Annotated in this window: 14 protein-coding genes; 6 read left to right on the top strand and 8 right to left on the bottom strand. The window is 62.6% G+C overall.

All coding sequences use genetic code 11. From position 1 onward, the window contains the following. Window positions 1-71 precede the first annotated feature (71 nt). Window positions 72-3,743 carry a sensor domain-containing protein gene (locus LPW30_RS08150; RefSeq protein ID WP_239680582.1) on the bottom strand — a complete coding sequence of 1,224 codons (3,672 nt, stop codon included), beginning with the start codon at window positions 3,741-3,743 and terminating at the stop codon, window positions 72-74. A gap of 278 nt (window positions 3,744-4,021) precedes the next feature. After that, a complete protein-coding gene (locus LPW30_RS08145) occupies window positions 4,022-4,396 on the bottom strand; it encodes a DUF6746 family protein (protein ID WP_238625836.1) in 375 nt (124 codons plus the stop codon). 231 nt (window positions 4,397-4,627) lie between these two features. On the opposite strand from LPW30_RS08145, the gene LPW30_RS08140 reads away from it, so the two are divergent. From LPW30_RS08140 to LPW30_RS08130, 3 genes are read left to right on the top strand one after another with little or no spacing between them, the layout of a single operon-like run. Further along, a complete protein-coding gene (locus LPW30_RS08140) occupies window positions 4,628-5,071 on the top strand; it encodes a hemerythrin domain-containing protein (protein WP_239680581.1) in 444 nt (147 codons plus the stop codon). Between the two features lie 4 nt (window positions 5,072-5,075). Further along, on the top strand, window positions 5,076-5,318 hold the full coding sequence (locus LPW30_RS08135; protein ID WP_239680580.1) for a DUF2249 domain-containing protein: 243 nt from the start codon (window positions 5,076-5,078) through the stop codon (window positions 5,316-5,318). Beyond that, a complete protein-coding gene (locus tag LPW30_RS08130; protein WP_238625841.1) occupies window positions 5,315-6,649 on the top strand; it encodes a hypothetical protein in 1,335 nt (444 codons plus the stop codon). Before LPW30_RS08135 ends, LPW30_RS08130 begins: the two co-directional genes overlap by 4 nt. A 23-nt stretch (window positions 6,650-6,672) precedes the next feature. On the opposite strand, the gene LPW30_RS08125 is transcribed toward LPW30_RS08130, so the two are convergent. From LPW30_RS08125 to LPW30_RS08105, 5 genes are all read right to left on the bottom strand, one after another. After that, on the bottom strand, window positions 6,673-6,792 hold the full coding sequence (locus LPW30_RS08125) for a type I restriction-modification system subunit M N-terminal domain-containing protein (RefSeq protein ID WP_218915906.1): 120 nt from the start codon (window positions 6,790-6,792) through the stop codon (window positions 6,673-6,675). A gap of 115 nt (window positions 6,793-6,907) precedes the next feature. Then, window positions 6,908-8,545: an ATP-binding protein gene (locus LPW30_RS08120; protein WP_239680579.1), complete on the bottom strand. Its 1,638-nt coding sequence runs from the start codon at window positions 8,543-8,545 to the stop codon at window positions 6,908-6,910. A 360-nt stretch (window positions 8,546-8,905) separates the two neighbouring features. Beyond that, complete coding sequence (locus tag LPW30_RS08115; RefSeq protein WP_238625845.1) at window positions 8,906-9,202, bottom strand: hypothetical protein; 297 nt, start codon at window positions 9,200-9,202, stop codon at window positions 8,906-8,908. Window positions 9,203-9,373: 171 nt separating this feature from the next. Continuing rightward, the gene (locus LPW30_RS08110) at window positions 9,374-9,853 is read right to left on the bottom strand and encodes a DUF456 domain-containing protein (RefSeq protein WP_274520733.1); all 480 of its coding nucleotides are present in this window, start codon (window positions 9,851-9,853) and stop codon (window positions 9,374-9,376) included. Between the two features lie 52 nt (window positions 9,854-9,905). Next, window positions 9,906-10,535: a DUF2459 domain-containing protein gene (locus LPW30_RS08105; RefSeq protein WP_035369445.1), complete on the bottom strand. Its 630-nt coding sequence runs from the start codon at window positions 10,533-10,535 to the stop codon at window positions 9,906-9,908. Between the two features lie 210 nt (window positions 10,536-10,745). Here LPW30_RS08105 and LPW30_RS08100 point away from each other — a divergent pair, with 210 nt between their 5' ends. From LPW30_RS08100 to LPW30_RS08090, 3 genes are all read left to right on the top strand, one after another. Beyond that, complete coding sequence (locus LPW30_RS08100) at window positions 10,746-11,438, top strand: metal-dependent hydrolase (protein WP_084306790.1); 693 nt, start codon at window positions 10,746-10,748, stop codon at window positions 11,436-11,438. 299 nt (window positions 11,439-11,737) lie between these two features. Beyond that, a complete protein-coding gene (locus LPW30_RS08095; protein ID WP_025282959.1) occupies window positions 11,738-12,202 on the top strand; it encodes a helix-turn-helix domain-containing protein in 465 nt (154 codons plus the stop codon). After that, a complete protein-coding gene (locus LPW30_RS08090; protein ID WP_239680578.1) occupies window positions 12,203-12,775 on the top strand; it encodes a PIN domain-containing protein in 573 nt (190 codons plus the stop codon). 345 nt (window positions 12,776-13,120) lie between these two features. On the opposite strand, the gene LPW30_RS08085 is transcribed toward LPW30_RS08090, so the two are convergent. Continuing rightward, entirely contained in the window at window positions 13,121-14,299 is a 1,179-nt protein-coding gene (locus LPW30_RS08085; protein ID WP_239680577.1) for a trans-sulfuration enzyme family protein, read from the bottom strand. Window positions 14,300-14,303 lie beyond the last annotated feature (4 nt).

Raw genomic sequence — 14,303 nt, 5'->3', positions numbered from 1 at the left:
CCTCAACAGCCTCATGGAATCCATGGATGCGGAGACCAACACCATCCCCTGGGCCTCACGCTCCCTGGGCCTCACGACGGTGAATGGGCCCGGCAGCGGGCCCGCAGGATGGCCGGAATCTCCTCGGCCGGCACCGGCCGGCTGAATAGATAGCCTTGTGCCCGGTGACACCCCATGTCCAGCAGGGCCTCCTGATGCTCGGTGGTTTCCACACCCTCGGCGAGCACCTCCATACCCAGGTGGGCGCCCAGGGTATTCACCGCACGGGCGATGGCCATGTCCCGCTGGTTTTCCGGCAGCCCCCGAATGAAGCTCTGATCGATCTTGAGCACATCAAAAGGCAGATCCTTGAGATACGAGAGAGAGGAGTACCCGGTGCCGAAATCGTCCACCGCCAGTTGCACCCCCATGGCCTTGAGTTCCCCGAGGAAAGCCGAAGGCCCCTGACGACGGTCCATCACGAAGCTCTCGGTCACTTCCAGTTCCAGCAGCGAAGAATCCAGACCGCTTTCCTGCAGCGCATCCGCCACCGTTTGCACCATGTCGCTGCGCTGCACTTGAATGCCCGAGACGTTGACCGCAATGGTGCCGAACTCAAGTCCCTGCGCCGCCCAGTGTCGGGCCTGCAGACAAGCCTGACGTAACACCCAACGACCCAACGGCAGTATCAGACCGGTCTCCTCGGCTATGGGGATGAACCGATTGGGTGGAATCATGCCCTGCTCCGGGTGACGCCAGCGCACGAGCGCCTCCAGCCCCACCACCGAGCCATCGATCAGATCCACCTGAGGCTGGAAATGCAGCAGGAGTTGATTCGAATCCAGGGCATGACGCAGTTCCGAGGACAGCGTCACCCGATCTCGAGCGTGGTCGGTGAGGTCCTCCGTGTAATGAAAATACACGTTGCCACCCTGCTCCTTGGCATGATGCATGGCGGCATCACTGAATTGCATCAACTCCTCGGCGTCATGGGCATCCCTGGGAAAACTGGCGATCCCGATGCTGGTGGTGATGAAGATATCTCGATCCGCAATCCGGACCGGCGCCTCCACCACCTGGCGGATGGCCTCCGCCACCAGGTCAGCGCGACACTGCTGTCCGTTTTCCCCCGGCACCATCACGGCAAATTCGTCACTGCCCAGGCGCGCCAGCACCTCGTCATCCTTGATGACCGAACTGAATCGTTCCGCCACTTCGTAAAGCAACTCATCCCCCACGCGAATGCCCAGGCTGTCGTTGATGTGCTTGAAGCCATCCAGATCCACCAGCAGCACCGACAGCCCTCCGGACTGACCGCGTTTGGCGGATGCCAGGGCCTGCTCCAGGCGGGTACGGAACAGCAGACGATTGGGCAGGTTGGTGAGCGGATCCCGATGTGCCAGGCGTTCGATCTGATCCTGAGAGTCCTTGAGATCCGAGACGTCGGAAAACACCCCGATAAAGTGGCTGAGCACGCCGCTGTCGTCGCGTACCGCATTGATCACCGTCCATTGGGGATAAATCGCGCCGCTCTTGCGTCGATTCCACAGTTCACCGCGCCAAAAACCCGACAGGCTGATGGCATCCCATAGGCGTCGGTAAAACAAGGGTTGATGACGCCCTGACTTCAGCACACGCGGGTTCTTCCCGGTCACCTCGTGCTGCTCATAACCCGTGATGTGGGTGAAGGCTTGATTGACGGCCAGAATCTCCCCTTTCGCATCCGTGATCATCACCCCTTCGCTGGTGGCCCGAAATACCGTGGACCACTGCCGCAGGCTCTCCTCAGCGCGCTTGCGATCCGTGATGTCCTGAAACGCCCCCTGGACATGCGTGATGCGCCCCCCCTCACCCTGCACGGCGACCCCCATGGCCCGCACCCAGATTTCCCTGCCCCCGGCGGTGCGTATCCGCATTTCCTCGTCGAAGGGCTCGCCCATGTTCGCACAGCGACGAAACACCTCCTCCATGCGGCCCCGATCCCCCGGCATGTAAAAGGCCAACGCCTGTTCGATGCTCACCCCGCTGCCCGGCTCCAGGTCATGGATCCGGCAGACCTCGTCGGACCATTCCACTGTTCCGCTGCCCAGATCAGCCATCCAGCCGCCCATGCGCGCCAGGGTGCCAGCCATCTGCATCAGGCGTTCACTGTGGCGCAGTTTGCGCTCGGCCTCGATGCGTTGAGTGACGTCGTGAATGATGGAATACAGCAGGGTCTGCCCCTGGAACTGGATGGGACCGCTGTAGACCTCCACGTGGCGGATGCTGCCGTCGGCCAATCGGTGCGGAAAGAGAAAGAACTTGATTGACCTCTCACGGGCGCTGGCCATTTCGGCCTTGACCTGTTCCGCTTCCAGTTGATTGATGTCCATGATGCGCATGGCGCACAGGGTGTCCCGATCCCAGCCATAAAAATCGCAGGCGGCAGGGTTGGCATCCACGATGTGGCCATCCTCCGGTTTGATGAGCAGCATCACCGAGTGATTGTTCTGGAACAGGGCCCGATACCGCCCTTCGCTTTCCTGCAAGGCGTCGGCGGCCGCCTGCTCGCTGGCCACCCGTTGGGCCCGCAAGGCCAGGCGCTGCAGGCGCCCCTGCTGACGCCACACCCACATCAGGGCGGCCGCGATCACCGCCACGGCGCCCAAGGTGATGGCACTGACCCAAAAGACAAGAACCTGAAGCGATGCAAAGATCTCGTCCCGCGGACTCCGCGCCAACAACAGCCAATCAGTGCCAGGCACCTCCTGGCTCGCCCACAGCCAGGTATCGTTACCTACCAGATCATGGAGCCCCGGGATCGGCTGTGGCGGGGCTTCATGCCGGGGCGGGTAGACGACACGCCAGCCGTCATCGTCATGGGCCTGCAGCAGCAACATGTCTCCGGACTGGCTGGCGGAGGACCACACGCCCAGCAGCGGCGAAAGAAAACGATCCACCTCGGCACGCATCACCAGAAAACCCACATGCTCGACGCCCTCATCATGGGACTTGAGAATGGGCGTGACCAGATCCAGGTACTGCGGCGATGCCATGCCATCGATCCTCGTCAGGCCCTGCACCATCTGGCCTTGCCGAACCGCCTGTTCCAGGAGCTGCGCGTCCACCTGGGGCGGGGTCGCCATGCGGCCCAGTTGCAACACCCCTTCACCCTCTTCACTCAGGATGGCAATGCCCGCGTAGCGATAGTGTTCGCGTACGCCGGCAAGGCGGTTGGTGACATCCTCGAGGCGCGCAGGCTGCTGCACCGCCTGCTCCGGCGACTGCAGTTGCGCCACCTGATCGACAAACGCCTCGTGTGTCGTGAGTGTGAGTGCATCAGCACGCCGCTCATCCAGCCACTGCTGAACCTGTCGCAGCTTGAGCTGGGTAATGGCCTGGAGAGTGTCCCGCGCTTCCCTCTCCAGTTGCGGGCCGTGGATCTTCTTCACCACAATACCCATGAGCGGGGCCAGGAGCACCAGCGTCATGATCACGGCGATCAGACCCGCGGTGGCCGGTCGTCTGACCTCATGCTCCCAGGTCTGACTGTCCGCCCCCTCGGGTTCCAACTGTCGCTCCTGCCATGAGCGCAGGAGCACATAGAGCAGCGTGGAGGTCACGAGAACGAACACCAGCCCCTTGAACAGCTCCATGCGGACGATGACGTCGGGATCGGTCAGAACGAGGTCGAGAAGGAAACCCGAGGCAAAGATCCACACACCGGCAAAGACGGCGTAGAGCAGCGAGGCGCGCAGTGCCAAGGAGACTGATCGATCCATCATCAGAACGGCCTTTGACCAATGGTGGTCAGGATCCCGGGATCCTGGGCTGGGGGCGGGCATGCCCTTCCTTTTTGCATGACCTTATGCTTTTCTGTCAAGCACCTCCACGACCATGGGAATGGATGAATGCGCGGACGGACAGGGCACTACGGGAGTTGATTCATGGGTTGGATGCGGGCCGTTCGGGGGCAAACGGCCGGGCGGGATGATGCAAGGTCATGCACTGGAAATACCCCACCCCTGCCGGGATTTGCAGGGGCGAGGTAACAACTCAGTATTCAGCGAGCGATCTTGTTGGCCACATCCAGATACTTGCGGCCTTCTTCGCGAATTCTCTCCACATCGTTGACTTCAGATGCAAGGTGCACCTCTTCCAGCGTGTCGGCCAGGTCGGCCAGATCCTGGTTCATGCGCTCCAGCGCGTTTTCCAGGGTGTAGGTGAGTTCATGGATGTGAGCCACGGCCTCTGGCGTCAATTCACCCTCGGCCAGCGCCGTTTCCAGTTTGCGGTTGTATTCCACGAAGTTTTCCAGCGCCTGCTCCAGGGTATCAGCAGACTTGCCTTTGAAATGGTCAACCCGATCCGCCCATGCGGCGCCGGAGGACAGGGTCATCCCTGCCGTGAGGGCAGCGATCATCAGGTATTTCTTCACAGGGGACTCCTTTGGGAATGGAGGATGTAAATGGGTCCGGGGCTGAATCCCCGGGGGCCGTGTTCAGGCTCAATTCTAACGCAACCACCCCCTGACGCAATCAATAATAATTCTTATTGACTTGACCTGCCCAGACCATTTCAGGGCCTTGACCCGGGTCAAGTTCAAACCCATCAGCGGTTGGGTAACGTGTCCATGTTCCCGCCATTTTTCCATCCACAGGCTACCACCATGCAAACGATCCAGGACTTCTTCACCCATGACCACCGCGACTGTGACCATCGCCTTGCCGATCTGGAAACCAGTGTCGCCGACAAGGATTGGGCTACCGCCGAAAACGCCTGTGTGCAGTTCCAACACGACCTGGAGCGTCACCTGCAGCGGGAGGAAACCCTGCTCTTTCCCGCCATCGAGACCTTCACCGGCAGCAGCGGCGGCCCCACCGAGGTCATGCGCCGGGAGCACGATCAGATGCGTGCCCTGCTGGCTGATGTACGGGACACCCTGGCACGACAAGAGGTGGATGCCTGCCTGGGCAATATCGAAACGCTCATGACCCTCATCCAGCTGCACAACGTGAAGGAGGAGCAGATCCTCTACCCCATGGCGGACAAGCACCTGAGCGGCCAGCGCGATGGCCTGATGGACCAGGTCCGGACCCTGGAGCCGGCCTGAGCCCATGGGCACCACCCATGTGCTGGATGTGTGCGACCTGCCACCCCCGGAGCCCATGCAGCAGGTACTGGACAGGCTGCCCGACCTGGCCCCGGGGGATGTGGTGCGGATGAGACACCGCCGCGAACCCTTTCCCCTCTACCCGATGCTGGCCGACATGGGTTTTACCTATCGGGTACTCACTCCGCCGGATGTGCCCTTCGAGATCCTCATCTGGCGTGCGGACGGGCCGGAGCCCAGCGCATGATCAACCTTTCCCGTCTGTCCCTGGACCGCACACCCCCTCTGTGGGTACCCCTGCAGTTCATGATCACGGCACCGCTGTTCGCCGTGCTCTTCGCGTTGCTGATGCTCTGGCTGGGCCCGCAGACCCTGCTCTCCCGATGGATGCCGGGCCTGATCGGCGCCACCCACGTACTGGTGCTGGGTTATCTGGCCATGGTCATGTTCGGGGCCATGCAGCAACTGCTGCCGGTGGTGGCTGGCTCGCCCCTGCCCCGGGATCTGCTTACCAGTCGCGTCACCCATGGATTGCTGGCGCTGGGTACGCCTTTTCTGGGGATCGGTCTGGCCACCACGCAGCCCTGGGCGGTGCAGGTGGGTGGTGTGATGGTGCTGGGCGCCATGATGATCTTCATCATCGGTGCCCTGATCAGCCTGGCCCGCAGCCGGGCCCGCGGGCCGACACCCACGGGGCTCTGGCTGGCGGTGATCTCGTTGCTGATGGCCATGGTGCTGGGCGGCTGGCTCGCCAGTGGTCATCTGGGCCAGGGCTGGCCCCTGCCCCGCTACATGACGGATATTCACCTGATCTGGGCCTTTTTCGGATGGATTGCCCTGCTGATTGCCGCCGTGGCCTACCAGGTGGTGCCCATGTTCCAGATGACACCGGAATATCCCCGGCTCTTCGCCCGTGGCTACGCGCCGCTGGTCTTCACCCTGCTGATCCTGCTGACCCTGCCCATCTGGCTGCCCGTGCCGGGCTGGCTTGCACCGCTGGCCGGCGCCACCCTGGCGGCGGCCCTGGCAGCCTTCGCCGCGATCACCCTGTGGTTGCAGTCACGCCGACGCCGGCGCAATGCCGACGTCACCGTCCATTTCTGGCGCACGGGGCTGATCGCCCTGCTGGCCGCCATCGGCCTCTGGGCCCTGGCACACTTGCTGCCGGGCTGGAACCCGCGCGGCCCCCTGTCGCTCCTGCCCGCCTGGCTGTTCCTGGCCGGGTTTGCCATGTCCATCATCAACGGCATGCTCTACAAGATCGTCCCGTTCCTGGTGTGGCTGCACCTGAACAACCAGCGCCTGAGCACCGGTAATCTGCGCGCCCCCATCCCCAACATGCACGAGGTCATCCCGCTCAGGCTCACCCGCTGGCAACTTTACCTGCACTGGCTGGCCCTGGCAGGCACCGTGGGCGCCCTGTTCTGGTCAGTGCTGTTTACCCCGGCCCTGCTCCTGCTGGCCGCCTCCAACGGCCTGCTCACCTGGAACCTTGCCCACGGTGCCCGTCAGTTCCGCCGCTGGCACCGGATACTGACCACCCCGAACCCCGCGCTCAACGCGAACCGAACTTCGTGATGGCCTCCATCAGGGTGGCCACATCAGTAGGGGCCGCGCAGCAGGTCGGCGACCGACCAGATAAAGTTGGCGAGTTGTTGAAAGCCGGCGTTCATGCGTAGGTCCTGGAATTCAAGGGATTCTGTTCTGCCGCTATTGACCATGCCGCACCTGCGATGATCGATATAAGGCTTTGATTTGTTTGATCTGCGCCAGCGTATCGCCCACTTTCTATCGCCCGACTGCTGCCGATAGGGCGGGCTTTGTCCGATAGGCTACTCATGACACTGCCCAGTAGCGCCGCCAGCGCTTGTCACCCGCAAAGCGCACCTCGCCCTTCTCGATCAGACCATCCAGCGCACGCTTGACCTGCTTTGGGTGGATTTCGCTACCGATGCGCTGGCGGATATCGCCGATCGCGGATTCGGGGTAGCGCTTGAGGTCTTCCAGAATCAGGGCCGCTAGGCGGTGCGGTTCGATCCGCTTCAGGGTCGTTTCCCCGGCAAAATCGAGATGGCGTAGCAGTCCCGGATCGACGAAATAGCGCGTGGCTTGGGTGCGCCCAGCGCTCTGGATCAGGTCCCACTCCAGCAGCCGTTTGATCCAGGGTTGCAGCGCTTCGACGGAAGGCAGTTCCAGTACGTTGGCCAGTTCGCGGGCGGTCATGGCGTCGTGCTGCGCCAATAGGCCCAGGGCGATGCGTTCGCGCTGGGTGAGCTGGTAGGTCTGGTCCGCCTTGGCAATGAAGTCGATGACTTCGGGCTTGAGGATGCGGCGGCGTACCGTGACTTGCACGCGGTCGTGCGTTTCGATCAGATCCGGCGCCGGGCGGCCCTGCGACAACAGTACCTCGAAGATCTTATCGAAGCCGCTGCCTTCACGCTCCATCAGTTTCAGGTCATGAAACAGGCGGGCCAGGTGCTCGTTGCGACGCACGGTGGTGTGCAGCACGTTCTGCGGCGTCACGCCCAGCGGTAGCGGACCCGGGTTGACCACTTCCAGCCGGTCCGGGTGCAAGTTCAGGAAGATGTCGCCGCGCTGGGTGTAGGGGCGATGCACCAGGGCGTTGACCAAAAGCTCGCGCACCACCACCTCGTCGAAGGCGGGCACGTTCTGTCGGTACAGGCCATCCGGCAGTTCGTAGTGCTCCCGAAAGTCGGGCACCCCCAACCAGACAGCCTCGATCAGTTCCATCGGACTCAAGGTGTGGTCGTCCCACACCAGCTTGTTGACCTTCTGGCCGCGCTCGTCGTACTTGATGAACTGGATTACCGGTGCTGTGGTCAGCTGCGCACGCTGATGCTGCTGCCCCAGGCACAGGATGCCCAACTGGGCTAGGTAGCCACCTTGTGCGAGCTGGTAATGGTCGAGCAACTCGTCATCGGACTTTTCCTTGACGGATGGCTTGACGCGGTCCGATGCCCTCAGCGCATTCACCAGCTTGCCGAGCTTGTCAGGATCGGTGGCTGATCTGGGCACCTGCAGCGTGGTCTGGGTTTCCCAGGGCAGCGCCGCACGCTCCGCCGCCAACCGGAGTACATCGTCACCGGTGACAGGTTTACTCTGGTCGGCCACGCGCAGGAAGTAGCGGCCATCAGTGGTCGATGCCACCGCGATGGCCCGGGGAACAGCGAGGTTGATGTATTGACCGCCATTGGCTGCGGTGACCACATCCGGAAGCACGGCCACGTTGACGCTGCGCTCGGCAATCTTACGCCGGATGGTGTCCGTAAGATCGGTGGGAATCTGTTGGCCCGCGGGTGGCGCGTCCTGACCGTCCTCGATGCCGAGCAACAGGCGACCGCCCGTCGCGTTGGCGAAAGCGATGCAATCCTTGACCAGCTCGTTCCAGTCGGCGCTCTTGCCGATCACGGACCGCAAGGACTTTTGGTCGAGGAGTTGGCCTTCCTGGCTCAAACGGCGCACTCCTGCAAGCTTGTATTCATTGTGCGCATGCTTCGATGTCCCCGATGTGGCCTCGGGATGCTATCAGACGCGGATACTGTCTGTCGCTGGGAGTGATCTTCTGGGCTCACGGGAAATGGGGTAGCGGCGGCCATGATTCCCCCATTGTTCTCAGGATTACCCCGCAGTCAACGCGGACCGAACTTCGTGATGACCTCCAGCCGTGGGGCCATGTCTTCCACCTCACCGCTCCAACCCCTCATGTACCTGCCAGCGAGACCGCCAACCACAGCACGCGACAAGAAGACGGACCGCCACCCGGTCGAAGAAAACCATCCACTGTGCTCATCTCGGTCCCTGCTTGATCAGGTGTCAGTTGCAACCCCCCTGACGAGGCAAGTTGGTGCGCCAGTTGCCTGGGGAGGGAGACTGGGACTGATTGCAGAAGCGGCTCACGATCTCGTCATAGGAGCGAGGGCCGGTGATTTCGCTGGCATTTCGGTTCTGGAGGATGCCGCGCCCGGTGAGGGCCGCCGTGTTGCAGGCCACGTGGTAATCGCCATTGGGGAGTTTTCCCCAGTAACAATTGCTGGAATCCAGGGCGTGAGCGGGTGAGGCCATCAGAAAGCCGGCGCCGAAAAACATCAGGATCAGAAGATATCGAGACATGGGAATCACCTGTAAGGTCTTGGCATGGAACACGGTCGGGTTCTACCCGAACCACGTGCCCAGCTTTGTGCAGGACCCGGCAGATGACAAGTCGACCAGTTGTCGACCGAGGGACAAACGGCACTCAGGGAGAACGGACGGTCTGACTCCGATACCGACCGACCGCCCGGTTCAGAAGAGTCGCACCGCCAGAAACAGGGCCACCATGGCAAGCCCCAGGGCCACCTTGGCTGCCGTGCCCAGAATGAGGCCCAGGGTGGCCCCCCAACCTGCCCGGCCCGCCGCCAATAGGTCCCGACGGGCAGAAAGCTCCCCCAATACGGCGCCAATGAAAGGCCCCAGCAGAAGGCCGATCAGACCGAAGAACAGGCCCACCACGGCACCGATCGTGGCCCCGGCCACGGAGCGCGCCGAGGCTCCGTAACGATGTGCCCCGAATGCGCCGGCCACGAAATCGGCCAGGGAGGCCAGAGCGGCCATGGCACCCAGCACCAGCAAGGTACCCAGCCCCACGTACGCAAAGCCCTCGGCCCAGGCCGCCGCCCATAGGCCAAGAAACAACAACAATGGCCCCGGGATGGCGGGGAGCACTAACCCCGCGACACCCGCACCAACCAGCAAGACACAGAGAACCCAGGCGAGAATTTCCATGGGGGGAGAGTCTAGCAGTGGAAGACTTCAGCCTTGTAACGGTCGGCGGCCATCACTCCCCCGATTGAACACGCCAGCGCGACCAGACCGGTTGCCCCCTCACCTCCAGGCCCAGATCCCGCAACCACTCGGCCACCATCCCATTGGAATTGGAGCTCAGGCTGTAATCCCGGGGGTGCTCCACGAACTCCAGGTCGAATCGGGCGTTGTAAAGGCGGGTGGACAGTTGCTCTTCGTACACTGCGTCCAGTGCCTGTTGCAGAGAACGCGCCTCGCGGGAAGCCACCTCCAGGGGGATGATCTCGGCGATTCCCACGCGCACGCGGGAGCGCACCGTTGTCTCATCCGGTGGGCCTTCCAGCACACGACGCCCCAAGGTCGCCTGGGTGGGCCACATCAATGCCCTGAACCCACTCTTCCAACCCATGTCGGCCTCGGCATAGTAAGACCAGTCACCGTAGGAATACCGCGTCATGGCGGTGTCATCGGGCCCCGGCAGGACCAGGCTGGAGTGGCGCCCATGGTCCAGGAGCAGCACCGTGACCGGGTCCTCGGGCGGTGAATCCGGCTTGACAATGGTGGCGCCGCAGCCTGTCAGCAGAGCCACCATACCGCACAGGATCATCGCCTTTGCCGCGAACGCCCCCACTGGCCGCCCAGCCTTCCACGGCTCAAGGTTCATGCCTGCCGCCATTGATTCCCTACCTCGTGATGAAACATGGCCACCAGCCTGCACCAGCCCCACACCCCGTGACAACGCAGGGGGTGAACGCCGCAAAAGGCTCAGGTAGTTCGCGATCCACGGAACCCACCCCCCGCACCTCTGTCCATTCATTCAGCTTTGATGATAACATTCTGAATGAATGCGATTTTTAATAACAACAAATACTAAATGGCCAATTTCGCAACGCATGTAAGTGTCGCGGGGATGTTCGCGGCAGGCCTGGCCGGCGCCACTCTGGCCACGGGGAATCTGGATGGCTGGGAATCCCTGGGATTGATGCTCTTCCTGGTGGCCGGCACCCTTCTGCCCGACATTGATGTGGATGGCGGGCGGCCCCAGCGGGCCCTGTTCGGGGCACTCTCGCTGGTGGCTGCCACCGCAGTGGTGGCAATACTGCCCGCTTCCTACAACCATCGGGTGGACTGGCTTCCCCAGATCGAGCCCATTGGATGCGAGATCTTCGCCCTGGCCCTGCTGGCCTGGTTTGTGGTGCGCTACCCCCTGGCGATGCTGTTTCAGCGCCTCAGCCGACACCGCGGGCTGTGCCACAGCCTGGTCGTCGGCCTGTGCTGGAGCCTGGGGTGGGTTTACGTGGGTCTGCAGTGTCTGACGGCGGACGTGCTGGTGATCTGGCTGCAGGGCGTCGCCATCTTCCTGGGGTTCCTGATCCACCTGGTGTTGGACGAGTTGTACAGCGTCGACATCAACAACGCCCGCATCCGACGCTCCTTCGGTTCCGCCCTCAAGATCCTGCAACCGGACTTCCCACTGGGCTCCATTGCCGCTTGCATCCTCCTGGGGGTGCTGATCTGGCTGCTGCCTTACCCCGAGGAACTGCTGCAATGGTTGGTCGCGCTCTGAGGGAACCGTCGAGGCTGTTTCTGATAAACACCGTCATTGCGTTCGCGGTGAACCGCCAGGCCCAAAACGAGCGCGGTCGGGACTGGTGATCGAGTCTGCGCTGAGCGCGTCTAGTGGCATAGGACACTCGTTTCCTCCCACGAGCCAACTGTGGGGCGGTCTGGCGCCGAAATGGGTGTAGGTGCGTGCCTTCTGCCTGCCCGCCCGGAAAGACCATCTTATTTCGGATATTTCGATTATTCGTTTATTTCGCTTACACTCTGCCTCATGACGCTGTCAAAAGCTCCCAGGAGGCTGCCATGACCACACTCTCTCCCACCCATTCGTTGCCGACAGCCGAAGAAGTTGCCATCGCCCGCGAGAGCGGCCGAGCGTTGTCCGCCTTCCTGCAGACACGCGCGGAAACGCAGCAGATCGAGATCCTCGACGACAAAGGCGCGTCGCATCCAGTCCGCGTCCCGGTGTCGGCGCTGCGGCTGCTCGTCGACGTCCTGACCGAAATCGGTGAGGGCAACGCGGTCAGCATCATCCCGATTCACGCCGAACTGACGACCCAGGACGCAGCGGACGTGCTCAACGTCTCGCGGCCCTTCCTCGTGCAGTTACTGGAGCGCGGAGAGATCCCGTTCCACAAGATCGGAACGCACCGGCGCGTCCGCTACCAGGATGTGGTCGCGTACAAGGAGCGGATCGACGCTGAGCGCAGCAAGGCCCTCGATGCACTAGCCGAGCAGGCCCAGGCGCTCAAGATGGGGTACGAATGAATGAGTTCGCACTTCACCGTCATCTACGACGCGTGCGTGCTCTACCCGGCACCGCTGCGCGACCTGCTGATGCGCCTGGCACTGACCGATCTGTACCGGGCGCGCTGGACGGAGAGGATCCACGACGAGTGGACGCGTAACGTTCTGAAGAAACGGCCGGACCTGAAGGCGGAAGACCTGGAGCGGACACGGTCGCTGATGAATGCCCACGTCCGCGACAGCCTGGTCACCAGCTTTGAGCATTTGACTGCATCCGTCGAGTTGCCGGACGCCAATGACCGGCATGTGGTGGCCGCCGCCATTCACAGCGGCGCCAGCCTGATCGTGACCTTCAACCTGAAGGATTTCCCGCCGGATCAGCTCAAGCGTTACAACCTGACCGCCCAACACCCGGACGACTTCATCTTTGATCTACTGGATCTGCACGCCGCCCAAGTGTGTGAGGCGGCTGCCAACCATCGCCGATCGCTGAAGAACCCGCCCAAGACGGTTGACGAGTATCTGGACACGCTGCTCAAGCAGGGGCTGACACAGACCGTCGGCCAGTTACGGGACTGGAAGGTGGCGATCTGACGGATGCGGGGTCGATTCCGGTTTCGGGAATCTGGTCGCATACGTTGAAATCCATCTCAGGATCAAGGTTTCCGTGCGTCGGCAGAATGTCGGTGAAGGGTCGTTCGTGGGCGGCGCCTGAGTGCCCGCTTCGGGTCGCCAAGAGACGACTGATGACCGCTGTTGGCAGTGGTCGGCCCTGAGCTGCCGTGCGGCCACCTCTCGGCCCAGACCAGCCACCCAGTCTTCCGGTAACAATGGCTGCAATGACCCAGGCTGCGGACACGCATCCCCTACTGAGACGGCTGTGGTGGCACGTTGGGCACGGAGAACTCCCCGGCAGTTCCCCCGAAGGCTCCGTGCAAGCTAACTGCCTTCGAGCGCCTGTTCCAGATCGGTGATCAGATCCTCCACATCCTCCAGGCCCACCGACAGTCTCAGCATGGCATCGCTGATGCCTCGGCGGGTGCGTTCCTCGGGTGATAACCCATGATGGGTGGTGGTGCACGGCTGGGTCACCAGACTCTCGGCACCCCCGAGGCTCGGGGCCAGGGCGAAAAGCTGCAGACGATCCGCCACCCGGGTGGCGGCCTCCCCGCCGCCCTTCACCTCAATGGTGAGCATGCCCCCAAAACCCTGCATCTGCCGGGCCGCCAGGTCGTGGCCCGGGAAATCGGGCAGGCCCGGATACAGCACCCGCTCCACACGGGGATGGCGAAGCATGGCTTCGGCAATGGCCTGAGCCGAGGCATTCTGCCGCTGCACGCGCACCGACAGGGTGCGCAGGCTGCGTGCCAGCAATGCGGCTGTTTCCGGGGCGATCATGGATCCCAGGTTCTTGCGCCAGTTCCACACGGGCATGAGCAACTCGCTGGAGCCCATGAGAGCGCCGGCGGTGAGATCGCTGTGGCCACCCAGGTACTTGGTGGCACTGTGCACCACCAGGTCCGCGCCCAGGTCCAGAGGCTGCTGGTTCACCGGGGAGGCAAAGGTGTTGTCGATGGCCACCAGTGCACCCTGGGCATGGGCCCGCTCGGCAATGGCCTGGATGTCGAACAGTTCCAGGGCCGGATTGGTGGGGGTCTCGAAGAAGACCAGTCTGGCCCCATCGGCGAGCAATGCATCCAGGCGGTCCAGTTCGTGCCCGAGGATCAGGTGTGTCTTGATACCCAGCAGGGGCAACTGGCTCTCCAGCAACTCCAGGGTGCCGCCGTAGGCATCCCCCATGCAGATGATGCCTTCGCGACCGTGGGTCAGGAACAAGGCGGTCTCGGCCGCCATCCCCGAGCAAAACGCCCAGGCCATCTCGGCCCCTTCCAGACCGGCCAGGGTTTCCTCCAGGGCGAAGATGGTGGGGTTCATGCCATAGCGGGTGTACAGACTGCCGGGCCTATTGCCGTCCACCACCTCCAGCAGATCGGCGGTGGACTCGAATCCGAACGTGGTCGTGTTGTAGATGGGGGTGTGTGGACTCCCCTGAGGATCCCGGCTGGATACTCCATGAATGGCGCGGGTGGCCATGCCTTGGCGAGATGAGGTGGACATGTGG

Source organism: Ectothiorhodospira variabilis (assembly GCF_022227625.1).
Taxonomy (GTDB): Bacteria; Pseudomonadota; Gammaproteobacteria; order Ectothiorhodospirales; family Ectothiorhodospiraceae; genus Ectothiorhodospira; species Ectothiorhodospira haloalkaliphila.
Note: the sequence above shows the minus strand (reverse complement) of the source record. Positions and strands in the feature narration are given on the sequence as shown.

Coding starts and splice junctions, on each gene's coding strand:
- LPW30_RS08115 (WP_238625845.1), bottom strand. CDS start 9,202: ATGTCTCGATATCTTCTGATCCTGATGTTTTTCGGCGCCGGCTTTCTG.
- LPW30_RS08085 (WP_239680577.1), bottom strand. CDS start 14,299: ATGTCCACCTCATCTCGCCAAGGCATGGCCACCCGCGCCATTCATGGA.
- LPW30_RS08095 (WP_025282959.1), top strand. CDS start 11,738: ATGACCACACTCTCTCCCACCCATTCGTTGCCGACAGCCGAAGAAGTT.
- LPW30_RS08100 (WP_084306790.1), top strand. CDS start 10,746: ATGGCCAATTTCGCAACGCATGTAAGTGTCGCGGGGATGTTCGCGGCA.
- LPW30_RS08125 (WP_218915906.1), bottom strand. CDS start 6,792: ATGGTCAATAGCGGCAGAACAGAATCCCTTGAATTCCAGGACCTACGC.
- LPW30_RS08130 (WP_238625841.1), top strand. CDS start 5,315: ATGATCAACCTTTCCCGTCTGTCCCTGGACCGCACACCCCCTCTGTGG.
- LPW30_RS08105 (WP_035369445.1), bottom strand. CDS start 10,535: ATGAACCTTGAGCCGTGGAAGGCTGGGCGGCCAGTGGGGGCGTTCGCG.
- LPW30_RS08090 (WP_239680578.1), top strand. CDS start 12,203: ATGAGTTCGCACTTCACCGTCATCTACGACGCGTGCGTGCTCTACCCG.
- LPW30_RS08110 (WP_274520733.1), bottom strand. CDS start 9,853: ATGGAAATTCTCGCCTGGGTTCTCTGTGTCTTGCTGGTTGGTGCGGGT.
- LPW30_RS08140 (WP_239680581.1), top strand. CDS start 4,628: ATGCAAACGATCCAGGACTTCTTCACCCATGACCACCGCGACTGTGAC.
- LPW30_RS08135 (WP_239680580.1), top strand. CDS start 5,076: ATGGGCACCACCCATGTGCTGGATGTGTGCGACCTGCCACCCCCGGAG.
- LPW30_RS08150 (WP_239680582.1), bottom strand. CDS start 3,743: ATGATGGATCGATCAGTCTCCTTGGCACTGCGCGCCTCGCTGCTCTAC.